This window comes from Nonomuraea monospora (assembly GCF_039531895.1).
GTDB lineage: Bacteria > Actinomycetota > Actinomycetes > Streptosporangiales > Streptosporangiaceae > Nonomuraea > Nonomuraea monospora.
Genome location: NZ_BAAAQX010000003.1, coordinates 304,495 through 328,792 on the forward strand (window position 1 = coordinate 304,495; position 24,298 = coordinate 328,792).

General features: G+C 70.7%; 27 protein-coding genes and 1 tRNA gene. 16 read left to right on the top strand and 12 right to left on the bottom strand.

The annotated features are described in order from the left end of the window. Window positions 1-2 precede the first annotated feature (2 nt). Window positions 3-1,076 carry a helix-turn-helix domain-containing protein gene (locus ABD331_RS07885; protein ID WP_344472099.1) on the bottom strand — a complete coding sequence of 358 codons (1,074 nt, stop codon included), beginning with the start codon at window positions 1,074-1,076 and terminating at the stop codon, window positions 3-5. Between the two features lie 351 nt (window positions 1,077-1,427). Here ABD331_RS07885 and ABD331_RS07890 point away from each other — a divergent pair, with 351 nt between their 5' ends. Together ABD331_RS07890 and ABD331_RS07895 are read left to right on the top strand one after the other, a co-directional pair. Then, on the top strand, window positions 1,428-1,652 hold the full coding sequence (locus ABD331_RS07890) for a hypothetical protein (RefSeq protein ID WP_344472101.1): 225 nt from the start codon (window positions 1,428-1,430) through the stop codon (window positions 1,650-1,652). Between the two features lie 183 nt (window positions 1,653-1,835). Next, on the top strand, window positions 1,836-2,213 hold the full coding sequence (locus tag ABD331_RS07895; RefSeq protein ID WP_344472103.1) for an STAS domain-containing protein: 378 nt from the start codon (window positions 1,836-1,838) through the stop codon (window positions 2,211-2,213). Between the two features lie 27 nt (window positions 2,214-2,240). Here the strand turns inward: ABD331_RS07895 and ABD331_RS07900 are convergent, their stop codons facing one another. From ABD331_RS07900 to ABD331_RS07910, 3 genes are all read right to left on the bottom strand, one after another. Further along, on the bottom strand, window positions 2,241-2,783 hold the full coding sequence (locus ABD331_RS07900) for a hypothetical protein (RefSeq protein WP_344472105.1): 543 nt from the start codon (window positions 2,781-2,783) through the stop codon (window positions 2,241-2,243). A gap of 117 nt (window positions 2,784-2,900) precedes the next feature. Then, entirely contained in the window at window positions 2,901-3,470 is a 570-nt protein-coding gene (locus ABD331_RS07905; protein ID WP_344472107.1) for a nicotinamidase, read from the bottom strand. 15 nt (window positions 3,471-3,485) lie between these two features. Next, complete coding sequence (locus ABD331_RS07910) at window positions 3,486-4,769, bottom strand: nicotinate phosphoribosyltransferase (protein ID WP_425565962.1); 1,284 nt, start codon at window positions 4,767-4,769, stop codon at window positions 3,486-3,488. Between the two features lie 46 nt (window positions 4,770-4,815). On the opposite strand from ABD331_RS07910, the gene clpS reads away from it, so the two are divergent. The 5 genes from clpS to ABD331_RS07935 all read left to right on the top strand — a co-directional run bounded on the left by clpS (window position 4,816) and on the right by ABD331_RS07935 (window position 7,436). Continuing rightward, window positions 4,816-5,109 (top strand): ATP-dependent Clp protease adapter ClpS, encoded by a 294-nt coding sequence (clpS, locus tag ABD331_RS07915; protein WP_344472112.1) that lies wholly within the window; start codon window positions 4,816-4,818, stop codon window positions 5,107-5,109. 28 nt (window positions 5,110-5,137) lie between these two features. Next, window positions 5,138-5,662: a DUF2017 domain-containing protein gene (locus tag ABD331_RS07920; protein WP_344472114.1), complete on the top strand. Its 525-nt coding sequence runs from the start codon at window positions 5,138-5,140 to the stop codon at window positions 5,660-5,662. A gap of 9 nt (window positions 5,663-5,671) precedes the next feature. After that, window positions 5,672-6,073 carry a M67 family metallopeptidase gene (locus tag ABD331_RS07925; RefSeq protein WP_148435032.1) on the top strand — a complete coding sequence of 134 codons (402 nt, stop codon included), beginning with the start codon at window positions 5,672-5,674 and terminating at the stop codon, window positions 6,071-6,073. 141 nt (window positions 6,074-6,214) lie between these two features. Further along, window positions 6,215-6,487 carry a MoaD/ThiS family protein gene (locus tag ABD331_RS07930; RefSeq protein WP_344472116.1) on the top strand — a complete coding sequence of 91 codons (273 nt, stop codon included), beginning with the start codon at window positions 6,215-6,217 and terminating at the stop codon, window positions 6,485-6,487. A gap of 1 nt (window position 6,488) precedes the next feature. Continuing rightward, a complete protein-coding gene (locus ABD331_RS07935; protein WP_344472118.1) occupies window positions 6,489-7,436 on the top strand; it encodes a PLP-dependent cysteine synthase family protein in 948 nt (315 codons plus the stop codon). 60 nt (window positions 7,437-7,496) lie between these two features. Here ABD331_RS07935 and ABD331_RS07940 read toward each other — a convergent pair whose 3' ends face one another. Continuing rightward, entirely contained in the window at window positions 7,497-9,353 is a 1,857-nt protein-coding gene (locus ABD331_RS07940) for a DUF3352 domain-containing protein (protein ID WP_344472120.1), read from the bottom strand. An 85-nt stretch (window positions 9,354-9,438) separates the two neighbouring features. Further along, window positions 9,439-9,765, bottom strand: a complete 327-nt coding sequence (locus ABD331_RS07945; RefSeq protein ID WP_344472122.1) for a hypothetical protein — start codon at window positions 9,763-9,765, stop codon at window positions 9,439-9,441. Window positions 9,766-9,867: 102 nt separating this feature from the next. On the opposite strand from ABD331_RS07945, the gene ABD331_RS07950 reads away from it, so the two are divergent. The 3 genes from ABD331_RS07950 to ABD331_RS07960 all read left to right on the top strand — a co-directional run bounded on the left by ABD331_RS07950 (window position 9,868) and on the right by ABD331_RS07960 (window position 12,351). Next, the gene (locus ABD331_RS07950) at window positions 9,868-10,659 is read left to right on the top strand and encodes a thioesterase family protein (RefSeq protein ID WP_344472124.1); all 792 of its coding nucleotides are present in this window, start codon (window positions 9,868-9,870) and stop codon (window positions 10,657-10,659) included. A gap of 118 nt (window positions 10,660-10,777) precedes the next feature. Then, entirely contained in the window at window positions 10,778-11,602 is an 825-nt protein-coding gene (gene murI / locus ABD331_RS07955; RefSeq protein WP_344472126.1) for a glutamate racemase, read from the top strand. Then, a complete protein-coding gene (locus ABD331_RS07960; protein ID WP_344472128.1) occupies window positions 11,599-12,351 on the top strand; it encodes an MBL fold metallo-hydrolase in 753 nt (250 codons plus the stop codon). Before murI ends, ABD331_RS07960 begins: the two co-directional genes overlap by 4 nt. A 52-nt stretch (window positions 12,352-12,403) precedes the next feature. Here ABD331_RS07960 and ABD331_RS07965 read toward each other — a convergent pair whose 3' ends face one another. Next, window positions 12,404-13,657, bottom strand: coding sequence for an MFS transporter (locus ABD331_RS07965; RefSeq protein ID WP_344472130.1), 1,254 nt, complete (start codon window positions 13,655-13,657; stop codon window positions 12,404-12,406). A gap of 53 nt (window positions 13,658-13,710) precedes the next feature. Between ABD331_RS07965 and rph the strand changes: the two genes are divergently transcribed. The 5 genes from rph to ABD331_RS07990 all read left to right on the top strand — a co-directional run bounded on the left by rph (window position 13,711) and on the right by ABD331_RS07990 (window position 18,202). Next, complete coding sequence (rph, locus tag ABD331_RS07970; RefSeq protein WP_344472132.1) at window positions 13,711-14,430, top strand: ribonuclease PH; 720 nt, start codon at window positions 13,711-13,713, stop codon at window positions 14,428-14,430. Beyond that, complete coding sequence (rdgB, locus tag ABD331_RS07975) at window positions 14,427-15,017, top strand: RdgB/HAM1 family non-canonical purine NTP pyrophosphatase (RefSeq protein ID WP_344472134.1); 591 nt, start codon at window positions 14,427-14,429, stop codon at window positions 15,015-15,017. Before rph ends, rdgB begins: the two co-directional genes overlap by 4 nt. 46 nt (window positions 15,018-15,063) lie before the next feature. Continuing rightward, window positions 15,064-16,788, top strand: coding sequence for a molybdopterin-dependent oxidoreductase (locus ABD331_RS07980; protein ID WP_344472136.1), 1,725 nt, complete (start codon window positions 15,064-15,066; stop codon window positions 16,786-16,788). A gap of 125 nt (window positions 16,789-16,913) precedes the next feature. After that, the gene (locus ABD331_RS07985) at window positions 16,914-17,936 is read left to right on the top strand and encodes a toxin glutamine deamidase domain-containing protein (RefSeq protein WP_344472138.1); all 1,023 of its coding nucleotides are present in this window, start codon (window positions 16,914-16,916) and stop codon (window positions 17,934-17,936) included. Further along, a complete protein-coding gene (locus ABD331_RS07990) occupies window positions 17,933-18,202 on the top strand; it encodes a hypothetical protein (protein WP_344472140.1) in 270 nt (89 codons plus the stop codon). The genes ABD331_RS07985 and ABD331_RS07990 overlap by 4 nt, the downstream gene beginning before the upstream one ends. 118 nt (window positions 18,203-18,320) lie before the next feature. Here the strand turns inward: ABD331_RS07990 and ABD331_RS07995 are convergent, their stop codons facing one another. From ABD331_RS07995 to ABD331_RS08010, 4 genes are all read right to left on the bottom strand, one after another. Beyond that, window positions 18,321-20,801 (bottom strand): ABC transporter permease, encoded by a 2,481-nt coding sequence (locus tag ABD331_RS07995; protein WP_344472142.1) that lies wholly within the window; start codon window positions 20,799-20,801, stop codon window positions 18,321-18,323. 1 nt (window position 20,802) lies between these two features. Then, window positions 20,803-21,555: an ABC transporter ATP-binding protein gene (locus ABD331_RS08000; protein WP_344472144.1), complete on the bottom strand. Its 753-nt coding sequence runs from the start codon at window positions 21,553-21,555 to the stop codon at window positions 20,803-20,805. A gap of 107 nt (window positions 21,556-21,662) precedes the next feature. After that, entirely contained in the window at window positions 21,663-22,331 is a 669-nt protein-coding gene (locus ABD331_RS08005) for a response regulator (protein ID WP_344472146.1), read from the bottom strand. Continuing rightward, entirely contained in the window at window positions 22,332-23,501 is a 1,170-nt protein-coding gene (locus ABD331_RS08010) for a sensor histidine kinase (RefSeq protein ID WP_344472148.1), read from the bottom strand. 165 nt (window positions 23,502-23,666) lie between these two features. Between ABD331_RS08010 and ABD331_RS08015 the strand changes: the two genes are divergently transcribed. Further along, window positions 23,667-24,176, top strand: a complete 510-nt coding sequence (locus ABD331_RS08015) for a hypothetical protein (RefSeq protein ID WP_344472150.1) — start codon at window positions 23,667-23,669, stop codon at window positions 24,174-24,176. A 6-nt stretch (window positions 24,177-24,182) separates the two neighbouring features. On the opposite strand, the gene ABD331_RS08020 is transcribed toward ABD331_RS08015, so the two are convergent. Beyond that, window positions 24,183-24,265 (bottom strand) — tRNA-Leu (locus ABD331_RS08020). Window positions 24,266-24,298 lie beyond the last annotated feature (33 nt).

Here is a 24,298-nt window from a genome sequence, read left to right on the forward strand (position 1 = left end):
CCTCAGTCGGCGGCGGACGGCATGGACCATTCGTGCAGCCGGTAGGAGTCGCGGGTCCAGTCCGGGGTGAGGACGATGCGGCCCTCCATCCGCACCCGGGTGAGGATGCTGTAGGCGGCGGCGGTGCCGAAGCGGGCCCTGAGGTGGGCGGCGTTCCGCTCGCTGAATCGATGGTCGGTCAGTGCTCTGACCACTCCGTAGACGCCTCTGGCGTACATGCCGTTGCAGATGCTCAGAGTGCGCTCGATGTTGTTGGGATTGGGGCCCCGGTAGAAGTGCCCCACGTCCTCCAGCAAATCTTTCGCCTGCTGGAGGACGGGGTGATAGCGCTGTCGCGCCTCGACCTCGAAATAGGGGCCTTTCTCGCCGTTCCAGTCGGAGACCTGACGTACGGGTAAGCGGACCCGGCGCAGCATGGACGCCGTCATGTCGTTGTAGTCGGGGCCGCCGAGCAGCACCACGTGGTTGGTCAGGTCGTCGGCGTTCAGCTCCTTCACCGCGCGCAGGCTGACCGGGCTGCGCGGGTTCAGCGCGCGCAGGTGTCCGTACAGCTCGAAGAGCGAGTCGAGGTCGGCGAACCTGTACAGGGCCACGTAGTCGGGCACGTTCCGCATGACCTCGCGGTGCGCGGAGGGCGGCAGCTCGGAGCAGATGATGGTGATCCGGCCGCCGTCGGGGAAGTGCCACGGGTCGGCGGGCGGGCCCGCCCGCTGCGCCGGCTTGCCGGGCTCGGCGGTCAGCGCGCGCAGGGCGTCGGAGCGCAGCCTGCTCAGCTCGCCGAGGAGCCTGCGCTGCTCCTCGCGCTCCTCCGGGCTCAGCTCGGCCGGCGGCAGGACGCGGGGCACGCCGTCGGCGAGCGAGCGCCTGGTGGCGAAGAAGGCGGCGTACGCCTCCAGCCGGTGCAGGGGCGGCACCCTGGGCGTGCCGCCGGCCGACTCCCAGGAGGAGATCAGCGGCACGCTGACCCCCAGGGCTCTGCTCAGTTGCTGCTGGGTGATGCGCAGGCCCGGCCACTGGCCTTCACGGAGCCGGCGCAGCCGTCGCGCCAGCGCTCGGGACAGGTCGTTCGCCACCATCGAGCCCCCTCGCCGGGTGCGTCAACCTTAAGTAAACATCGGCCCGCGAGCTGAAGTCGAGAGCGGCGGCGCGGGACGCGTCCGCTCAGCCGGGCCGTCGCGCAGGCGGCGGCGGGGGCTGGGTTCAGGTGACGACGCTGAACTTCAGTGAACCCCGGGACGCCCGTGGCCGGGCCGCCGGCGCCCCCACTTCGGGTGCGGTGAAGTTCGCCTGGGTCCGGTGAAGCGGGGTAGTGAATGGCTCGTTCGGTTTCTTCAGGTGAAAAGAGCGCGCGTGCTTGCTGGCCCGCCGCTTTAACGAATTACATAATCCCATCATTCGGCGCGGGCCGGAGAATGGAAAGGAAGAAAATGCATACGCTGTCCCTCGCATTCACCGCGGGGATCTTCGCAGCCATCGAGCCCAGGCAGGTGTCGCTCGTCATCCTGACCGTCCTGATCGGGGTGACGGTGGCCGCGATGCGCAAGATGGCCCGCCACTCGCACGTCGTCATGGTGGTCGGGGGTACGAGTGTCCTGCTCGGGGTGCTCGCGGTCCTTACCCTGGCGTACCTCATCACCTATCGCGCGGTGTGAGGGCGGAGGCCCGGTGACGCGCGTCCGCGCAGGCCGAAGCGTGCGAACCGGTCGCCGGGCCCTTGGTCACGATGCGTGACTCTGCGCATTTGGACACAGAGCAGTGGCCTTCTGTTAGAAGCTCGACGTAAGCGGCAACAACCACTCTTGGCTGTCTTGCGGATATGCAGAAGGACTTTGCCCATGTCGTCCGAGGCCACCGGGAAATCGACGCTCGCCGTCACTTCCGGCCTCTCTCGAAACGCCATCATCATCCGGCTCGAGGGGGAGCTCGATGTCAATGCGCTGCCGCTCCTGCGGGAGCATCTGCAGCGCATCTGGGACCTTCCCCCCAAATCCTTCCTGATCCTGGATCTCGGCGAGATCTCCTTCTGCGACTCCATGGGGATGAACGAACTCGTCGACATCATGCAGCGCTGCGAGTCGAGGGGCACCAGGCTGTTGCTCGGAGGAGTTCAGGGGGTGATGGCCCGCGTGTTGTCGATCACCGGGTTGCGCCACGCCTTCGAGGTGTTCGCGGTGTTCGACGACGCGCTGCGGACGGCCATCGCCCATGCCTGAACCCCATGTCTGAGCCCCATGCCTGAGCTAGGTGAGCGGGATCGGGCGTCCGCTGCGCCCGTCCGCCGGGGTGAGGCGTTCCTCGCGGTGTAACGGGACCGTCAGTGACGCCGTGCCGTCCTTGACGTGGACCGGCAGCGTGAGCAGGCCCTTGCGGGACTCGTGCCGCCCGGTGCGCGGGGTGGTGCGCAGCCAGATCAGCAGCTTCCTGTCGCCGGCGAGCAGGGCGACCTCGGCGCAGCCGCACTCGCGCGGCGCGGCGGGCCAGCTCAGCAGCAGCTCGTTGCCGTGCCTGACCTCGGCGGCGTGGGGGACCTGGGCACGCTCGTCGCAGGAGGCGGGCATCGGGGTGGCGGCGGTGCGGGTGGGCGGGGCCGGCAGGGGACGGGCGGCGGCCGGCCTGATGGGGATGGCGGGGTGCGGGATGGAGGTCATCGCGATCGTCCCGGCCTCCAGCAGGGCTAACGTCGCGATCGCGGCCGCCCGCTCGCGATTGCTGCCCTTGACGAGCAGCCACAGGCAGAGGGGTGCGAGCAGGAGCCAGGCCATGCCGAGCGAGAGGGGCAGCAAGTCGAACCTCCCACGGGATGGAGAGTGGTCACTCTCCGTGTTACTCCGGTTTCGGAGTGGGTTCGCCCTCTTCGATATCACATGACCGGAGCGTTGCCCAGTGCATACCCTTCGTGATCACCCGAGGGCGGGCGCTCCCCGCAGGGTGGCGCCCGCGTCGCGCAGCTCCGCCAGCGCCGCCTCCGTGGTGGCCGGGGCGACCCCCGCCGTCAGGTCCAGCAGGACGCGCACCGCCAGCCCGTGCTTGACCGCGTCGAGGGCCGTGGCCCGCACGCAGTGGTCGGTGGCGATGCCCACCACGTCCACCTCGCGCACCCCGCGCTCCCTGAGCCAGTCGGCCAGCGTCTCGCCGTCGCCCGACGTGCCCTCGAACCCGCTGTACGCGGCCTCGTACGCCCCCTTGCTGAAGACCTCCTCCACGGCCGACACGTCGAACGACGGGTGGAAGTCGGCGCCGGGGGTGCCGGCCACGCAGTGGGCGGGCCAGGTCGAGACGTAGTCGGGGGAGGCGGAGAAGTGGGTGCCGGGGGAGATGTGGTAGTCACGGGTGGCCACGACGTGGTCGTAGCCGTGGTCGGCCACGTGGCGGGTGATCCCCGCGGCCACCTCCGAGCCCCCGGCCACGGCCAGGCTGCCACCCTCGCAGAAGTCGTTCTGCACATCGACGATGATCAACGCGGTGCCCATACGCAGCACCATACGTCAGGCGAACTCGGTGGGGATCGCCGCGTACCCGCGGCCGAGGTGGAGGGCCTCCTGGGGGAGGGCGGCGACGGCGGCGGCGTGGCGGTCGCGGGCCGCCGCCAGGGGCTCGCGGCCGACGACCTCGCCGTCGCGCACCAGCTCGTGCAGCAGGGGGACGCCGCCCTCCGGGGCGAGGCCGCCGGTGGTGATCAGCTCGGTGTCGGCGTGCCCCTGCTCGTCGAACAGCCGGTACGCCTCCTTGCGTCCCCCGCGCGACGGCTTGCCCACCGACCGCTTGGCCACGGCCTCCAGCTTGCCCGTGGCCGTCTCGCGCGCCACCAGTTTGTACACCAGGGCCGCCGTCGGCACGCCCGAGCCGGTCACCAGGGAAGTGCCGACGCCGTAGCCGTCCACGGGGGCGGCGGCGAGCGCGGCGATGGCGTACTCGTCGAGGTCGGAGGTGACCAGGATGCGGGTGTCGAACGCGCCGAGCGCGTCGAGCTGCTCGCGCACCTCCTGCGCCGCCGCGGCCAGGTCGCCGGAGTCGATGCGGACCGCGCCCAGCTTGTCGCCCGCCAGCTCCACGGCGGTCCGTACGGCGGCGGGCACGTCGTAGGTGTCGACCAGCAGCGTGGTCTCCGGCCCCAGCGAGGCGATCTGGGCCTCGAACGCCGCCCGCTCCGAGTCGTGCAGCAGCGTGAACGCGTGCGCCGCCGTACCGGCCGTGGGCACCCCGTACAGGCGTCCGGCCATGAGGTTGGAGGTGGAGGAGAACCCGGCGAGGTAGGCGGCCCTGGCGGCCGCCACCGCGGCGGCCTCGTGCGTGCGGCGCGAGCCCATCTCGATGAGCGGCCGCTTGCAGGCGGCGTTGGTCATGCGGGAGGCGGCGGAGGCGATCGCGCAGTCGTGGTTCAAGATGGACAGCGTGACGGTCTCCAGCAGCACGGCCTCGGCGAACGTGCCCTCCACCACCATGATCGGGGAGGCGGGGAAATAGAGGTCGCCCTCGCGATAGCCGTAGATGTTCCCGGAGAAGCGGTAATCGGCCAGAAACGCCAGAGTGGGCTCGTCCACGACTCCGTGCTCACGCAGATAGGTGAGTTCATCGTCACCGAAACGGAACCGTTCGAGCTCGTCCAGGACACGTCCCGTACCGGCGACAACCCCGTATCTTCGCCCTCCTGGCAGGTGGCGTGCGAACACCTCGAAGACCGCGCGCCGGTGGGCCGCGCCGCTCTGCAGAGCGGCCTGCAGCATCGTCAGCTCATAGTGATCTGTGAGCAACGCAGTGCTCATGGTCATTGTCACGACTCGAAGACTACGGCTCACATAGGGCAGACTGCGGGATGTGGGTAGCACCGCTCCAATCGCCGTCGAGCGTCCGTCATCGGACGTCCGGCCCGATCTGCCATGGGTGACCATCGTCTGGAATGACCCGGTCAACCTCATGTCCTACGTGACCTATGTCTTCCAAACGGTCTTCGGCTACACGCGGGAGAAAGCCGAGAAACTGATGCTGGACGTGCACCACAAGGGCAGGGCTGTCGTGTCCAGTGGCACGCGCGAGGAGATGGAAAGGGATGTGCAGATTCTCCACTCCTACGGCCTGTGGGCGACGCTCCAGCCGGACTCGGTCAAGTGAAGCGCAAGAGGGCAGTGAGGCGGCACCGGTGAGCTCGGGGTTCTCGCGGGGAAGAAACGGCGGCGTCGTGGCGGTGTTCGAGGCGGCGGAGATCTCGCTGCTGCGCTCGCTCGTCTCGATGATGCTCGGCATCGTCTCGCCGGGGCACACCAGCGACGACCCGCTGGAGCGGGCCCTGGGCATCGGTGACGGCGCGGCGCCGTCCGATCCGGTGCTGGCCAGGCTGTTCCCCTCGGCGTACGAGGACGAGAAGGAGTCGTCCGACTTCCGCCGCTACACCGAGGCCACGCTGCGCGACGGCAAGCGGGCCGACGCGCAGACCGTGCACGAGACCGCCCGCTCCGGGCGCTTCGAGCTGTCGCCCGAGGAGGCGCAGGCGTGGCTGCGGTCGCTGAACGACCTGCGCCTGACGCTCGGCACCAAGCTCGACGTGACCGAAGAGGTGCACGACGAGATCGCCACGATGTCCGAGGACGACCCGCGTTACCCGGCCTACGTGACCTACGACTGGTTGACCTACCTCCAGGACAGCCTGGTCCGAGCCCTCTGGTAATTTCCGGGCATGCTGTCGATCCCGCAGGAACTGGTGGACAAGATCGTCGCCCATGCCCGGGCCGATCACCCGGACGAGGCGTGCGGCGTCATCGCGGGCAAGAACGGCGTTCCCGAGCGGTTCATCCCGATGGAGAACGCCGAGCGTTCCCCGACCTTCTACCGCTTCGACTCGATGGAGCAGTTCCGGGTGTGGCGGGAGATGGACGACCTGGACGAGGAGCCGGTCGTGATCTACCACTCCCACACCGCCACCGAGGCGTACCCGTCGCGCACCGACGTCTCCTACGCCTCCGAGCCCGAGGCCCACTACGTCCTGGTCTCCACGAGGGACGAGAACGAGGTGGAGTTTCGCTCCTACCGCATCCTCGACGGAGTGGTAACGGAGGAAGAGGTAAGGTTTCTCCCATGATGGCCAGGCCGGTGCAGAGCTTCCTCTTCGCCCATACTCCTGCTGTCGTCGTCTACGACTGTCACTGACGCGGAATCCGCATCCAGCCATCGGCGTTGCATGCCGATGGGACGACGACCTGATCTGAGGAGACTGACCGCGATGGCCATCGAGGTTCGCATTCCGACCATCCTGCGTACTTACACCGACGGCGCCAAGGCCGTCAGCGCCGAGGGCAAGACCCTCGACGAGCTGATCAGCAATCTCGAGGCCGCGCACCCGGGCATCAAGGAGCGTCTGGTCGACGGCGGCAGCCTGCGCCGCTTCGTCAACGTCTACCTGAACGACGAGGACGTGCGTTTCCTCGGCGGCCTCGGCACGCCGGTGTCCGACGGCGACACGGTGACCGTGCTCCCCGCAGTCGCCGGCGGGTGACATGCGTTTCGACTCACTGATCGACTCGGTCGGCCGCACCCCTCTGGTGGGGCTGCCGAGGTTGTCGCCCTCCGCCGACGTGCGGGTCTGGGCCAAACTGGAGGACCGCAACCCGACCGGCTCGATCAAGGACCGGCCGGCCCTGTGGATGATCCAGGAGGCCGAGAAGGACGGGCTGCTCACGCCGGGCTGCACCATCCTGGAGCCGACGAGCGGCAACACCGGCATCTCGCTGGCCATGTCGGCCAAGCTCAAGGGCTACCGGCTGATCTGCGTGATGCCGGAGAACACCTCGGAGGAGCGCCGCCAGCTCCTGCGCATGTGGGGCGCCGAGATCATCTCATCGCCCGCGGCGGGCGGCTCCAACGAGGCCGTGCGGGTCGCCAAGGGGCTGGCCGCGGAGCACCCCGACTGGGTGATGCTCTACCAGTACGGCAACCCGGCCAACTGGCGCTCCCACTACGAGACCACCGGCCCCGAGATCCTGGACGACCTGCCCACGATCACCCACTTCGTGGCCGGGCTCGGCACCACGGGCACGCTCATGGGGGTCGGCCGGTTCCTGCGCGAGCGGGTGCCGGACGTCCAGATCGTCGCGGCCGAGCCGCGTTACGGCGAGCTGGTGTACGGGCTGCGCAACGTGGACGAAGGGTTCATCCCCGAGCTCTACGACGAGTCGGTGCTGACCACCCGCTTCTCGGTGGGCTCGGCCGACGCGCTCAAGCGCACCCGCGAGCTGCTGGCCGCCGAGGGCATCTTCGCCGGCGTCTCGACCGGGGCCGCGCTGCACGCCGCGCTGGGCGTCGCCAGGAAGGCCGTCCAGGCCGGTGAGCGGGCCGACGTCGTGTTCGTGGTGGCCGACGGCGGCTGGAAGTACCTGTCCACGGGCGCCTACGAGGGCACCCTGGAGGAGGCCGAGGAGCGCCTGGAGGGCCAGCTCTGGGCCTGAGAGCGCAAAACGAAGGGCGGCCGGTCATCGTCGACCGGCCGCCCTTTCGTTCTATCGCCGTCAGTTGAACAGCAGCCGCAGGGAGAACGTCGCCTCGGTGTCGGTCTGCGTGCCGCTCAGCCCGACCGCCCGCAGCACCTGGGCGTTGGCCTTGTCGTCGCCCTCCATGGAGGCCAGGTAGAGCTTCTCGACCTTGTCGAGGTCCACGAAGAGCGCGTAGTTCACGTCGGACGCGTTGGGGATCGCCGTCTGGAACGTCTCCGAGTCGGCCAGCGTGCCCTCCGCGGCCAGCGCCTTGGCGTACTCGTCGGTGGTCGCCACCGTGAAGACGCCGTCGCCGGAGACCTTGGCGATCTGCGGGGCCGCGCCGCCGTTCTGCGCCAGCGCAGCCTGCACCTTGTCGAGGATGGCCTGCGCCTTGGCCGGGTCGGTCATGATGCGCACGCCGCCCTTGATCTGGTCGCTGTCCAGGCCCTGGCTGTCGACGGCGACGGTGAAGTTCTTGCCGAAGACGGTGGCCAGGTCGCCGGGCAGCTCCAGGCCGAACTGGGTCTTGGCCTGCTGCAGCATCTGGCTGATCTCGGTGCTGCCGGCCGCCGTGGCCTGCTTCTCGATCTCGGCCCACTGCTTGGTGACGATCTGGTCGAGGCCGGAGATCGACAGGGCGCCCGCGGTGGAGGCGGGCAGCGTGCCGAGGTCGGCCTTGGGCAGGTCGCCCTGCGGGGTCATGCCCTTGGCGCCCCGGACGATCCCGGCCAGCTCGACGTAGGCGCTGTCGAAGCGCAGCGCGCCGGCGAACCTGGCGTCCTTGACCTGGTCGACGGCCGCCTGCTGGTCGGCCGGGATCTCCTTCTTGGCCAGCTCGATCAGGCCGCCCATGTCGGCCCAGAACGACAGCACGCCCTGCTCGCCGACGGTGCCCATGTCGTCGCTGAACTCGGCGTTGTCGGACAGGCTGCCCTCGGCCTGGGCGTACTTGTCGGCCAGCGCCTGGGTGGAGCTGAGCAGCGCGTAGTCCTCGCGGAAGGCGACGCCGTACTTGTCGCCGTCCATCAGCTTGGCGATGCCGGCCTTGGCCAGTTCCTGGTCCTTGACCTGGACGGCCACCGCGACGTCTGGCTCCTCCTTGCCGGAGGGGACGGCGGCGAAGCCGATCCGGCTGCCCAGCCACGGGTCGACGTCCTTGGCGAAGTCCAGCTCGCTGTCCTCGTCCTGCTCGTTGATCAGGTCGAACACCGCCTTGCGCGGGTCCTCGCCGGAGAAGGAGTCCTTGGTGACCGTGAACTTCCTGGCGAGCTGGAACAGCGCCAGCTTCTGGTTCGCGGCCGGGTCGAGGTCGAGGCGGGCGTAGGCGATCGAGTTCGCGGGGAGCACGTCGTTCGGCTGGGTGCCGCCACCGCCGAACGCGCCCACGGCCCAGACCGCGCCGCCGCCGAGCAGGATCACGGCGAGCGCCGCCGAGACGGCGATGATCCAGCTCTTGCGGCCCTTCTTGACCGGCGCGGGCGGGCCGAAGCCGTCGGGGCCCTGCTGCTGCCAGCCCTGCTGAGGCTGCTGGTCCTGCTGCCAGCCGCCCTGCTGAGGTTGCTGCTGCCAGCCGCCTTGGTCCTGCTGCCAGCCCTGCTGGGGCTGCTGGCCGCCGTACTGGGGCGCGCCGCCGTAGGAGGGCTGCTGCTGCCCGTACTGGGAGCCGTAGGAGGGCTGCTGGCCGTAGGACGCCTGCTGACCGTAGGCACCCTGACCTTGAGCGTCGTACTGCGGCTGGCCGTACTGCTGCTGCTGGTACGGCTGCTGCGGCGGGTAGGGCGGGCCCGGGTACTGAGCCGTCGGCTGCTGCTCCGGTTGCTGCCCCTGGTTCCAGTTGTACGCCGTGGTCCGGTCAGGATCCTGGCCATAGGGGGGATTGTTCGCAGACATCACTCAACTCACAATGTGGACTTTTGACCACAGAGAAAGTAGCTGATGTTGCTAGACGAGCGCTTGCAATGTGCTGAAGTTGAAATTAGACCCTGTTCAGCTCTTTTCTCAGGACATCGATGTGCACCTCGCCGTCCCCGTAGTCCATGACGTTCTCCCACGGCACGAACGTGCAGCCGGCGTAGACCAGGCGCGCCAGCGTCCGGGACAGCCACGCCGATCGGCCCTGGCGATCACGGGTGAGGCCGAGCAGCAGCGGGGCGCGGCGGCTGGAGACAACCAGGCCGTAGACCGTGTGGCTCTGCTGGAGCTCGCCCCTGTGCCTGACGACCCGGATGTCCACCACGAAACCGACCCACACCCCGTTGGAGTCCCAAACGGACTGACCGATGAGTTCGGTGACACTTGCCATGATCAAACGTTGTCAGCCGAATCACGTTTTCGCAGGTAGGCGCGCTGAGGGAAGAATGCTCTAGAGTGTCTAGAACATAGTTCCAGATATGAGGCAGGGCGGATGACCAAGTTCGACGAGGCCACGCAGGCGATCCGGGTGGACGAGAACACCTACGACGTGTGTCTCGACCCTGGATACGCGATCGGCGGCCCGCTCAACGGCGGCTACCTGATGGCCGTGATCCTGCGCGCGGCGGTGGACGCCTCGCCTTTCGAGCACCCCGTGAGCCAGACGGCCCAGTTCCTGAAGGCGCCGGTCGCCGGGCCCGCGCAGGTCAGGATCGAGCCGCTGAAGGCGGGCAGGACGGCCGCGTTCGCCAGGGCGACGCTGGTGCAGGACGGCGTGGGCGTGATCGAGGGCCTGATCACCACGGCCACCTTGCACGACGCCGAGCCGCTCTACCGCGACGAGGCGCCGCACCGCATGCCCCCGATCGAGGACTGCGCCAAGCTGCCCGAGCCCAAGCCCGAGTCAGGCATGACGCTGAACGCCCAGATGGACCTGCTGTTCGACCCGCCCACCATCGGCTGGCTGAAGGGCGAGCCGACCGGGCGGCCGGAGTCGCGGGCGTACTTCAGGATGGCCGAGCCGCAGGACGCCGACCCGTACGTGCTGGCGCTGGCCGTGGACGCGCTGCCGCCCGTGGTGTTCTCCGCCGGCGGGCGCGGCTGGGCGCCCACCGTGGACCTCACCTGGCACCTGCGCGCCCTGCCCGCGCCCGGCTGGCTCACGCTCCTCGGCAGCGGCCGGCTGGTCGCCGACGGCTGGTTCGACGAGGAGGTGGAGGTGCGCGACTCGGCCGGGCGTCTCGTCGCCCAATCCCGTCAGCTCGCCCGCGTCGGACGGGGCTGAAATATCGCGCTAAGTGCGCTTCTGGTGTGAGGAAGGCAACAGCCTTTCAAGCCACACGCGCCGCAGTGTGAGCATTCTTACGCAGTGTTGATCGTGCAGGTCGCCTACCCTCTAGAGCGTGCCGGACGCAAGTATTGGGATCTTCGACAGCGGGGTCGGCGGCCTGACGGTCGCACGTGCGATCATCGACCAGCTCCCTCACGAATCCATCACCTACGTGGCCGACACGGCCCACCAGCCGTACGGGCCCAAACGCATCGCGGAGTTGCGCGCGTACGCCCTGGAGGTCATGGACCACCTGGTCGAGCAGGACGTCAAGATGCTCGTGATCGCCTGCAACAGCGCCAGCTCGGCCGTGCTGCGCGACGCCCGCGAGCGCTACGACGTCCCCGTCGTCGAAGTGATCATGCCGGCCACCCGGCGCGCGGTGCGCGCCACCCGCAACGGCCGGGTCGGCGTCATCGCCACCAGGGCCACCATCGACTCCATGGCCTACCACGACGCCTTCACCGCGGCGCCCGACGTGCAGCTCACCGGCGTGGCCGCCCCACGCCTGGTGGACTACGTCGAGCGCGGGGAGACGACGAGCGACGAGCTCATCGAGGTCGTCCGCGAGTACCTGGAGCCCGTCAAAGCGGCCGGATGCGACACGCTCATCCTCGGCTGCACGCACTACCCGCTGCTCACCGGCGCCATCTCCTACGTCGCCGGCGAAGGCGTCACGCTGATCTCCAGCGCCGACGAGACGGCCAAGGACGTCTACCGGATCCTGCACGACCGCGACCTGGCGGCGGGAGGCGGAGCCACCCCCCGGCACCGCTTCCGCGCCACCGGCGACTCCCTGCTCTTCGCCCGCCTCGGGCGACGATTCCTGGGCCCGGAGATCGACGTGGTCGAAGTAGCACCAGTGGGGGGTACTACCTATAACGGGAGGCCCACATGAAGGTGACCATCGTCGGATGTTCCGGGAGCTACCCCGGCCCCGACAGCCCCGCATCCTGCTACCTTCTCGAAGCCGACGGGTTCAGGCTGCTGCTCGACCTCGGCAGCGGGTCGCTGGGCGCGCTGCAACGCCACATCGGCCTGTACGACGTGGACGCCATCTGCCTGTCGCACCTGCACGCCGACCACTGTCTCGACGTGTGCGGATACCACGTGGCACGCACCTACGGCCCTTCCGCGCCGTATCCCCTGGTGCCGGTCTACGCGCCCGCCGACGCGCCCGCCCGGCTGGCGGCCGCGTACGGCATGCCGGAGGAGCCGGGGCTGGAGACCGCGTTCGAGTTCGTCACGCTGACGCCGGGCTCGTACGAGATCGGGCCGTTCACGCTCACCGCCGGGCTGGTCAACCACCCCGTCGAGGCGTACGGGTTCCGCGTCTCCAACGGCGGCAGGAGCATGGCCTACTCCGGCGACACCGGCGAGTCGAACGAGCTGGTCAAGCTGGCCGCGGGCACCGACCTGCTGCTGTGCGAGGCGTCGTTCGTGGAGGGCCCCGACCTGCCTCCCGACCTGCACCTGACCGGCCGCCAGGCGGCCGAGCACGCGGCCAAGGCCGACGTGGGCAGGCTCGTGCTGACGCACCTCGTCCCGTGGAACGACCAGGCCACCGTGCTGGAGGAGGCCTCGGGCGGCGGTTACGCGGGGCCGGTGGAGCTGGCCCGCAGCGGCGCCGTCTACGACCTCACCTGACGGCCCGCGACCTGGCGTCCCGCGACCTGACGGCCGTGACCTGGCGGTGCGGTCAGGTCTTCGCCTGCAGGTCGGTGTAGTCGCGCGCGTGCGGCAGCGGCGAGAACAGCAGCGGCACGAACGCTGCCACCCGGCAGATCATGAGCAGCCACAACGCCTCCCGCACCCCGATCTGCTGCGCGACGAGCCCGCCCACCAGCGCGCCCAGCGGCATCACGCCCCACGTCACGAAACGCACCGACGCGTTGACCCGGCCGAGCAGGTGATCGGGGGTGACGGTCTGCCGGTAGGTGGTCTGGCCGACGTTCGACATGGTCGCGGCCCAGGAGATCATGATCGAGGTGACGGCGAAGCACACCACCCGCCAGTCGGCCTGCGTCATGGGCAGCAGCAGCCCGGCCGGGGCGCCGATCAGGATGGCCAGCCAGGTCGCCCTGGCGCTGCCCAGCTTCCTCGCCAGCCAGCCGCCGGTCAGCCCGCCCAGCACGCCGCCGATCCCGCCGGACATGAGCAGCACGCCGACCGCGCCGGGCGACAGCCTGACGGTCTGGGCCAGGAACAGCACCGACAGGCCGAGCACGCCGCTCACGCACAGGTTGTTGATCCCGGACGTGGCCACGAAGGCCCTCAGCAGCCGGTCCCGCCACACGTACGACAGGCCCTCGCGGATGCCCCGCAGCAGCGGCCCGTGCTCGGCGTCGGCGGGCGGCTTGTCCGGCGCCCTGATCGCCAGCAGCAGGAACACCGAGGCCAGCGCGCCGATCGCGGTGGCCACGATCGTGCGCGGCGCGCCCACCAACTGCACCAGCGCGCCACCCACCCCCGGCCCCGCCAGGAACGCTCCCGACCGGACGACCTCCAGCTTGGCGTTGCCGTCGCTGAGCTGCGGCGTGCTCACCAGATGAGGCAGGTACGTCTGATCGGCCACGTCGTTGAAGACCTGCGACACCCCCGCCAGCAGCGCCACCGCGAACATCATCTCGATCGTCAGCACGTCGAGTGCGGCCGCCGCCGGAATGCTTCCCAGCAGCACGAACTTCACCAGGTCGGACACCATCATCACGCGTCGCTTGCGCATCCGGTCGACCCACACCCCCGTGGGCAGACCGATCAACAGGAACGCCGCCGTCTGTAACGACGACAGCACCCCCACCTCCGCGGGTCCGGCGTGCAACACCAGCACGGCTACCAGCGGAAGGGCCACGCGCGAGATATTCGCCCCAAGTTCGTTCGCCACATGCGAACTGAGGAACCGGAGGAAGTCAGGGTTTCGCAACACCCCCGTTGTCATTGCGTAAGGATCCATGTGGCGGACACATTTGGTCAAGAGTGTCGTGCCGCGGAGATAGGGTGATCTGCATGTCCCGACAGGATGGCCGCAACCCCGACCAGCTACGCGCGATAACCATCACCAGGCAATGGCTGACGCATGCCGAGGGGTCCGTGCTCGTCGAATTCGGCGGCACCCGGGTGTTGTGCGCGGCGTCCGTCCAGGACAGCGTGCCGCGCTGGCGCAGGGGCAGTGGCCAGGGCTGGGTTACGGCCGAATACGCGATGCTGCCGCGGGCGACCAATACGCGTAACGATCGTGAATCGGTCCGCGGCAAAATCGGCGGGCGCACGCACGAGATTTCCCGGTTGATCGGCCGTTCGCTGCGCGCCTGCGTCGATTACAAGGCGTTGGGGGAAAACTCCATTCTGCTCGACTGCGACGTGCTGCAGGCCGACGGCGGCACCAGGACCGCCGCCATCACCGGCGCCTACGTCGCGCTGGCCGACGCCGTCGCCTGGATGCGCGAGCGCCGCATGTGCCCCGGCGACCCGCTCATCGGCTCCGTCGCCGCCGTCTCCGTCGGCGTGGTCGGCTCCGTGCCGATGCTCGACCTGTGCTACACCGAAGACGTCGCCGCCGAGACCGACATGAACGTCGTGATGACCGGCGACGGCAAGTTCGTCGAGGTCCAGGGCACGGCCGAGGGCGCTCCCTTCGACCGGCGGGCGCTCGACCAGCTCCTCGACCTGGCCGTGGCCGGCTGCGAGGAGCTGACCCTGATCCAGCAGGAGGCCCTGGCGTCATGAAGATCGTGCTGGCCACCCGCAACGAAGGCAAGATCGCGGAGCTGCGCCGCATCCTCGCCGGGTTCGACATCGTCGGGCTCGAAGAGTTCCCCTCGATCGGCGAGATCGCCGAGACCGGGGTCACGTTCGAGGAGAACGCCCTGCTCAAGGCGCACGCGGTCGCCCAGGGCTCGGGCCTGCCCGCCGTCGCCGACGACTCAGGCCTCTGCGTGGACGTGCTGAACGGCATGCCCGGCGTCTTCTCGGCCCGCTGGGCCGGCCGCCACGGCGCCGACGACGCCAACCTCGACCTGCTGCTCGCCCAGGTCTCCGACGTGCCCGACGACAAGCTCACCGCCCACTTCGCCTGCGCCGCCGCGCTCGCGCTGCCGTCCGGGGAGCACCGGGTGGTGGAGGGCACGCTGCCGGGCAGCCTCGTCCGTGCGCGCCGCGGGTCCGGAGGCTTCGGGTACGACCCGATCTTCGTGCCTGAGGGGGAGACGCGCACCACGGCCGAGCTGACGCCCGAGGAGAAGGACGCCATCAGCCACCGGGGCCGGGCCTTCCGCGCCCTGGCGCCCGTCGTGCGCGAACTGCTCGCGTCGTAACCCCCGCGTAAGGATTGCCCTGCCCGCGGGGACGTACCTTCGTGGTGTGCAGAGGAAAACAACGGTTCCCGCTTGGGCGGGGGCCCTGGCGGGATTGGTCTCCGGGGGCGTCGCCCTCGGAGTCGCGCAGCTCGTGGCCGCCCTCGTGGGGCCCACGACGTTCCCCGTGGTGGCCGTCGGTGACGCCGCCGTCGATCTGACGCCCGCCCCGGTCAAGGACTTCGCCATCCGGGCGTTCGGCGAGAACGACAAGGCCGTGCTGGTGGGCGGGGTGCTGGTGGTCCTCGCCGCCGTGGCCGCCGTCATCGGGCTGGTGGCGCGGCGGTGGTTGTGGGCCGGGTATCTGGGGTTCGCGCTGTTCGGGGTCGTGGGCGTGGTGGCGGTGGTCACCCGTCCTGACGCCGGAGCCTTCGACGCGGTGCCCACCGTGGTGGGGGTGGCGGTCGGGGCTTGGGCGCTGGGGTGGCTGCTGCGGCGTGCAGTGGTCGGCGAGGCGTCTGACGTACGCGGCGGCGCGTCCGGTGAGGCGTCTGACGGACGCGACCGCGAGCCTGACGAGGCGCCGGCCAGGCGTGGTGATGCGCCCGGTGATGCGCCCGGTGAGGCGTCCGGCGCGGACGACGGTGCCTTGCCGCAGGGCGGAGGCGGCCCCGGGCCGGAGGTGGAGCGGCCGGTGGTGATGCGGGCCGGAGGTGAGGCGCCTACGTTCGACCGGAGGCGGCTGCTGACCGGCGTCGCAGGAGGCGTGGTGGTGGCAGGGGCGGGCGCGGTGCTCGGGCAGCAGCTCGGCAGCCGGCGCACCGTGGACGCCGCGCGCGGCGGGGTGACGCTGCCCAGCCCGGCGGTCGCCGCCAAGCCCATCCCGGCGGGCGCGGACCTGCGGATCGGCGGGCTGTCCCCGTTCATCACGCCGAACAAGGACTTCTACCGGGTGGACACCGCCCTGGTCGTCCCCCAGGTGGACCCGGCCGACTGGACGCTGCGCATCCACGGCCTGGTGGACCGCCCCGTCGAGCTGACGTTCGCCGACCTGCTGAAGCTGCCGCTCACCGAGGCGGACGTCACGCTGACCTGCGTCTCCAACGAGGTCGGCGGCCCCTACGCGGGCAACGCCCGCTGGCTGGGCGCGCGGATGGCCGACGTGCTGCGCAGCGCCGGGCTGCGGTCCGACGCCGACATGCTGCTGTCCACCTCGGCGGACGGCTTCACCTGCGGCACCCCGCTGGACGTGGTGATGGACGGCCGCGACGCGCTGTTCGCGGTGGCGATGAACGGCGAGGCGCTCCCCGTGGACCACGGCTTCCCCGTGCGGCAGGTGGTGCCCGGCCTGTACGGGTACGTGTCGGCCACCAAGTGGGTCGTGGACGTCAAGGTGACCAGGTTCGACCAGGACGAGGCGTACTGGACGCCGCGCGGCTGGTCCGCCAAGGGCCCGATCAAGACGCAGTCGCGCATCGACGTCCCCAGCTCGGGCGGCTCGCTGAAGGCGGGCTCCGCCACGATCGCCGGGGTGGCGTGGGCGCAGCACACCGGGGTGGACGCGGTGGAGGTGCGGGTGGATCGCGGTCAGTGGCGGCAGGCCAAGCTGGCCGAGGTGCCCGGGCCCGACACGTGGCGGCAGTGGTCGATCGACTGGGCGGCGACGCCCGGCGAGCACACGATCGAGGTGCGGGCCACCGACGCCGCCGGGCGTACGCAGACCGAGCAGCCCGCCCCACCCGCGCCCGACGGCGCGACCGGCTGGCACTCGATCACCGTGCAGGTGGCGTGACGCCATGGTTTGGGGTGTTATCGCTGGTGAAGGCCTCAGTGAAGGTGGAGATTCTTCGCGGAGTACGTCCCTCTGACACGGCGCCGCCTCTACGATCGGTCGTCGAGCATGACAGGAGGCAGGCCGTGGTCAGCGAGCGCAAGCCGAGTGTCCGGTGGGCCCTTCAGGACGGGTGGTACAACCCTGTGGTGGGCGAGGGCGTGCGGTGGCTCGACTACGAGCTGGCCGCCGACCCGGCACGGACCGACGACGAGCCGGCCGGCGGGCAGGTGTGGGCGGGGCATGAGGCGGCTGCCGGTCGTCTGCCGGGAGCCAGCCGAACGCGACCGGGCGACGCGCTGCCCGGCATGGCGCGACCTGGCGACGCACTGCGGGGCATGGCGTTGCCAGGCATGGCGCGATCGGGCGAGGCGTTGCCTGGCACGGCCGGGCCGGGCCGGGTGTGGCCTGGGCAGGGGTTCGGTTACGAGCCGATCGCCTGCCGGGGGCGGGACGGTGGTGCGGAGTTCGGGGTGCCCGTCGCCGAGCAGGACTGGTTCGACGGGCCCAACCGGCCGCCCAAGCTCGCCGACAGCCGCCCGTACGGGATGCCGGGCGGGCTGGCTCAGCCGGACCCGCAGGTGGAGCGGGACCTCGCCGAAGCGCTGCGGCCCGGCGTGAGGTTCCCTGACCCGCGCGGCACCTGGGTGCGACTGGTGAACGGCGGCGGCCCAGCGGACGACCCGTTCCGCTCGTCCAACGCCGCCGACTGCGCGCTGGCCGTGCTGTCCACCTGGCACGGCGAGCCCGCGACGGCCGCGCCGAGGCTGCCCGAGTACGACCGGATCGGCCGCCCGGTGCTGACGGGCGAGCAGGGCAGCGTGGCCAGGATCGAGCGGTGGGCGGGCCACCGCCTCCAGTACGCGGGCCAGGGCCGGCACGCCTACCCGCTGATCGCGCGCCGGCTGCTCGACGCCGGGCACGGCGCGGCGGCCGTGATCGTGGTGCGCTGGCCGGGCGGCGGTTCGCACGCCTGGAACGCGGTCAACTACGACGGCGAGGTGATCTGGATCGACGCCCAGCGGGGTCACCTGTCGGTCGAGCCGCCGTACCGGACGGTGACCGGGGTGTTCTGCGTGATTCTCGATCGGCGGGGGCGTCCGCGATGAACCTGGAGGAGGCCAGGGCGCTGGCCGAGGAGTACTACAACGGCGTGCGCCCGCCCGGGGAGGCGCTGCCGGTGGGGGTGTTCGGGTTCGACGGCGGGTACGTGGCGTGGGTCCGCGACCTGGAGCCGGACGATCCGGCGAGGTTGCCGGAGACGGTCGGGGGCGGGTGCGTGGTGATCGACCGGTTCACGGGTGAGGTGGTGGCGCGGCCGCTGCTGGACCCGGAGACGGTGGCCGACCTGTGGCCGGGCCGCACGCCACGCTGATCGCCACGCTGATCGCCGCAGTACGAGGCCGGGCGCCGCCCCCATAAGACGCCCGACCCTGCACGTACCATCTATCCGGGTTTTTCGGATTTATTCGGCAAAGGGGTATTCGTCCGGGTCAGCCGGTGGCGAGGGAGTCCACGATCGAAGCCCGGGCAGCCCGCCGGCCAGGCAGCACCGCCGCCAGCACCCCCGCCACCCCCGACAGCACCACGAACAGCACGATCTGCCCCACGGGCGCCGAGAACAGGGCCCCGTTCAGCATCGCGCGCATCGCCGCCCACCCGAAGGCGACCCCCAGCACCACCCCCACCAGCGCCCCGATCAGCCCGAGCACCAGCGCCTCCACCGACAACATGCGGCGGAGCTGCGGACGGGACAGGCCGAGGGCGCGCAGCAGGGCGGACTCTCTGGTCCGTTCGTGGACGGAGAGCGAGAGCGTGTTGGCGATGCCGAGGAGCGAGATGAGGATCGCCAGCCCCAGCAGCCCAGTGATGATCATGAGCAGCATGTCGAGGGTCTCGTCGAACTGCCCGCGTACCTCCGTCGAGCTGGACACCAGCACGGTCGGGTAGGGCGCGGCGGCGGCGTCCACCACCGCGCGGGCCGTGCCGGCGGGCACGCCGTCCGCGATGGTCACCATCACGCGGGAGTCGGGCACCGCGCCGAAGTAGGACTCGAACGGCTGCTCCGCGACCGTGACGGGCGGCAGCGACGACTGGTCGCCGTCGAGCAGCGCGACCACCTTCAGCGACACGGTGCCCGCGCGCTCCGTCCGCATCGTCACCGTGCCGCCCAGCCGGGCGCCGACCCGCTCGGCCGTGGCCTCGTCCAGCGCCACCTGGCCCGCGCCGAACCCGTTCATCGAGCCGGCGGTGACGAACGGGTCGATGCCGCCGCTGAACGTCCCCACGGCCAGGCGCTTGCCCGCCACTCGCGTCTCGACCTCGCGGATCTGCCCCACCGACGACAGCTCGGGACGGCCGCGCAGCTCCTCGGCCACGGACCTGGGGATGACGGAGTCGCGTTCCTGACTGGCCAGCAGGTAGTCGACGGGGAACTGCTCGTCCAGCTTGGCCGTCATCGTCAGCCTGGTGGACGCGGTCACCACCGTGATCAGCGTCATCAGCGTCACCCCGATCGTCAGCGCGACCGTGGTGGTGGCGGCCCGGCGCGGGTTGCGTCCTGAGTTGTCCACCGCGAGGCGGCCCGGCACCCCGAACAGCCGTCGCGGGAGCCAGCCCACCAGCGCGCTCAGCGGCCTGACCAGCACCGGGCCCAGGATGAGCACCGCCAGGAAGGTCAGCGTGCCGCCGCCCATGACCGCGAAGAGCGCGGGCTCGCCGGGCTCCAGCACGAACGCGCCGGCGACCGTCGCGCCGAGCCCGGCCACCAGGAACAGCGCCGTGAAGCCGGCGCGCGCCAGGCCCGTGCGGAACGTCTGCTCCTCCGGCTGGCTGCGCAGCGCCGCGATCGGCGGCACGCGGGTGGCGGAGCGGGCGGGCAGCAGGGCCGCGCCCATCGTGACGACGACCCCCACGGCCAGACCGGTCGCGATGGTGAGCGGGGTGAGCGAGACCGCCGCGTCGGTGGGCAGCGGGGCGTCGAGCGCGCCGAGCACGGTCAGCGTGAGCGTCGCGAGGCCGTACCCGATGAGCAGGCCCAGCGCGGAGGCCAGCAGGCCCACGACGGCCGACTCCAGCACGATCGAGCCGAACACCTGCCCGCGCGTGGCCCCGATGCAGCGCAGCAGCGCCATCTCCCGGGTGCGCTGGGCGACGAGGATGTTGAAGGTGTTGTAGATGACCAGCGCGGCCACCATCATCGCGACGACGCCGAACATCAGCAGGCCGAGCGTCAGCATCCGCGACTGCACGCCGGCCGCCGCGGCCAGGTCCTCGGCCAGCTCGGCGCCGGTCTTGACGGTGTACACGCCGCCGGTGGCCGCCGCCACGGCCTGCTTCGACACCGTGCCCGCCACGTCGATCTCCGCGTACCCCTTGGCGCCCGTCATGCGCTGCGCGACCGCGGGGGTGAAGCCGACCGCGCCGGTGTAGGTGAGCAGCTGGTCCACGCCGGTGTCGATCAGGCCGACCAGCCTGAACGTGTGCCGCTCCTGCCCCGGGCCGAGCACCGTGATCGGGTCGCCGATCCGGAAGCCCTCGGCCTTGGCGGTGTTCTCGTCCAGGACGGCGGCGCGGTCGTCGGTGCCGGGGCCGGTGCCTGAGACGACGTCGGTGCGGTCGAGCGGGCCGCGGACGACGGACAGGGCCGTGGTGGGCAGGTTGCCGGCGGCCTTGCCGTCCTTGCCGAGGACGGGCGCGCTCGCCCTGATCAGCCCCTGCGCCTCGGTCACGCCGGGCAGCGCGCGCACCCGTTCCAGCACCTCACGGGGGATCGTCCCGTCGGGCCCGGCGGGCAGCACGGCGACGTCCACCTTGCCCGCGTCGGCCGTGACGCGCTGGTCGAAGCCGGCCTGGACGGTGTCGTTCAGCACGAACGTACCCGCGATGAACCCCACCCCGAGCATGATCGCAAGCGACGTGAGCAGCAGCCTGAGCCGGTGCGCGCGCAGCCCGGCGAGCGCGGTCCTGAGCACCTCACGCCTCCAGCCGGACGAGGGTGTCCAGCACGCTCTGCGGCGTCGGCGCGGCCAGCTCGGTGACCAGCTCGCCGTCGCGCAGGAACACCACCCGGTCGGCGTACGAGGCCGCGACCGGGTCGTGCGTGACCATGACGATGGTCTGGCCCAGCTCGCGGACCGAGGTGCGCAGGAAGGACAGGACCTCGGCGCCGCTGCGCGAGTCCAGGTTCCCGGTGGGCTCGTCGGCGAAGATCACCTGGGGCTTGCTGATGAGCGCCCTGGCCACGGCCACCCGCTGCTGCTGGCCGCCCGACAGCTCGGCGGGCCGGTGCGCGAGCCTGTCGCGCAGCCCGACGGTCTCGATCACCCGGTCGAACAGCACCTGGTCGGCCTGGCGGGCGGCGATGTCGAGGGGCAGGCGGATGTTCTGCTCGGCGGTGAGCGTGGGCAGCAGGTTGAAGGCCTGGAAGATGAAGCCGATCCGCTCGCGGCGCAGCAGCGTGAGCCGCTTGTCGCTCAGCCCGGTCAGCTCCACGTCGCCGACGTGCACCGTGCCGGACGTGGCCGTGTCGAGGCCGGCCAGGCAGTGCATGAGCGTGGATTTGCCGGAGCCCGACGGGCCCATGATGGCGGTGAACGCCCCGGTGGCGAAGGACACGTTCACCCCGCGCAGCGCGTGCACCCGGGCGTCGCCCTGGCCGTACACCTTGCTCAGGTCGGTGGCCACCACGGCGGGCGGGGCCTGGCGCCGGGTCTCTGTGAGCGTCACTTTCACTCCTTGTCGTGATTTGCAGCCGCGACTCACGCTAGGAGTGGAAATTTCGTATCTCGTGGGCCTTGAGGAGGGACTTCGGGTGCGCCGCTGGATGACCCCGCTCAGACTTTCGGCCGATTCTCGCGCCCACCCGAGGGCACCACCAGCCCCGCCTCGTACGCGAACACCACCACCTGCGCCCGGTCGCGCAGCCCCAGCTTGGCCAGCACCCGCCCCAGATGCGTCTTGACCGTCGCCTCGGCCACCTCCAGACGCGCCGCGATCTCCAGGTTCGACAGGCCGCGCGCCACCATGAGCAGCACCTCCCGCTCGCGCGGCGTCAGCTCGCCCACCGCCGGCGTCACCGGGGCGTCGGCCGGGAGCTGCGCGGCGAAGCGGTCCAGCATCCGCCGCAGCGTGGCCGGCGACACCACCGAGTCGCCCGCGTGCACCACCCTGATCGCGCTGACCAGGTCGGCCGGCGGCACGTCTTTCAGCAGGAACCCGGCCGCGCCCGCCTTGACCGCCGCGAAGGCGTACTCGTCGAGGTCGAACGTGGTCAGGATGAGCACCTTCGGGCCCTGGATGTGCCTGGTGGCCTCCACGCCGTCCATGACGGGCATGCGCACGTCCATCAGCACCACGTCCACCTCGGTGGTCTTGAGCAGCTCCAGCGCCGTGACGCCGTCGCCCGCCTCCGCCACCACCTCGATGTCGGGCTGCGCCCCGAGCACCATCCTGAACCCGGCCCGCAACAGCTCCTGGTCGTCGACCAGCATCACCCTGATCATCTACGCCGCCTTCGCCATGGGCAACCTCGCCAGCACCTCGAAGCCGCCGCCCTGCCGGGGGGCCGCCGAGACCGCGCCGCCGTACATGCCGACCCGCTCGCGCATGCCGATCAGGCCGTGCCCGCCGGAGCCCGGCGGGGCCGCCGCGCCCCGGCCGTTGTCGGTCACACGGACGACCAGCTCGGAGCCGAGGTAGTCGATCTCCACGGCGGCCTCGACGCCGGGGCCGCCGTGCTTGAGCGCGTTCGTCAGCGCCTCCTGGACGATGCGGTAGACCGTGAGCTGCTGGCCCTCCGGCAGCTCGGCCGGCGCGCCGCCGACCCGCAGGCTGGCAGGGACGGCCGAGCCGCGGACGAGGTCCTCAAGCTGGCCCAGGCCCGGCTGGGGCGTGTAGTCGGTGCCGTCGTCCTCGTTCTCGCGCAGCACGCCCACCATCCTGCGCATCTCGGCGAGCGCGGCGCGGCCGGTCCTGGAGATGTTCCTGACGGCCAGGCGGGCCTGCTCCATGTCGCTGTCCATGGCGTAGCCCGCGCCGTCGGCCTGGACCACCATGACGCTGACGTTGTGGGCCACCACGTCGTGCAGCTCCCTGGCGATCCTGGCCCGCTCGGCCGCCGCCGCCATCCTGGCCTGCTGGTCGCGTTCGCGCTCCGCCCGTTCGGCGCGTTCCTCCAGGCCCTCCAGGTAGCGGCGGCGCGTGTTGGCGTACAGGCCGGTCAGCCAGATCGTCACCACGAAGATCGAGCCGCTGAAGAACATCCCGAACGTGGCGATCTCCCAGTTGAGCAGCGCCAGGAACACCCCCAGCTCCGCCACCAGGCACGCGGCCAGCGCCCAGCGGAACGAGCACTGGTAGGCCACCGCCCACAGCGCCACCAGCACCGCGAGGTTGGCGGGCTGCAGATCGACCTCCGCCAGCCACTGCCCGAAGCTGACCAGCGACACGACGGCGAACGAGACGAGCGGCCTGTCACGCCACCACAGCGGTGCGATCAAGGCCGCCGCCAGCCCCAGGTAACCGGCCACGTGGAGGAGGACGTCGCCGCCCGGGGGAGTCGTCGCCGCGTACGGCACCGCCAGGAGGGCGCACAACACCCCCAGGGGGCCCACCCGCAGGACGCCCGCCAGCTTCGCGTGGCGCGTGGACCACGCCCGTACCCTGCCGAACACATCATCACGATATGTAGCGCCGATCGCACATTGGTCCACCTGAAGGCGGAAGTGAGAGTACGACCCAGGTCTTACATGGATTTGCTCTTACATGGGGCTTACGGTGGCTTTGGCATCCTCTATTACTGGGAGCGCCCCCTGCGGGGCGAGTAAAGGGAGATCGTGATGGCGGATCATGATCGCGACGCCGGGTCGCGCGGCGAAGAGGAAGCGCCGCGCGACCCGACCTTGTCTCAGCCGACGCAGGAGCTGCCCGAGCCGGGACCGCTGAAGTACGGCGAGCAGGCCGACCAGGCCTACGCCTACATCCCGCCCACCAAGCCGAACCCCGCCCCGTGGGAGCGCGAGTCCTCCTCGCCCTTCGCCGACTACCTGCGCCGCCGGCGCACCCAGCTCATGGGCGCCGGGCTGATCGGACTGCTGGTCGGCGGCTTGCTGGGCGGCGTCACCGTGGCGGCCTTCAACGACCTCGCGCACGAGGGCGACAGGTACGACATGTTCATGGAGGACCCGGGCTGGGGGCGGCACCGCCACTGGGGTCCCGAGCTGAGAGCGCCCGACTGCTACCTCGAAGAGGACCGCGGCACGTGTGTCCTGCAGCCGTATGAAGAGATCGTGCCCGACGAGTCGTCGGACTCCGACTATCTGTATCCGGAGCCCACCTACACGGGCTGACAGGTGTGCGGGCGGGGGGACTCGAACCCCCACAGTGTCTCCACCAACAGGACCTAAACCTGCCGCGTATGCCATTTCGCCACGCCCGCGCATCCCCGCCGCAGCGGGCTGGACACAGTTTA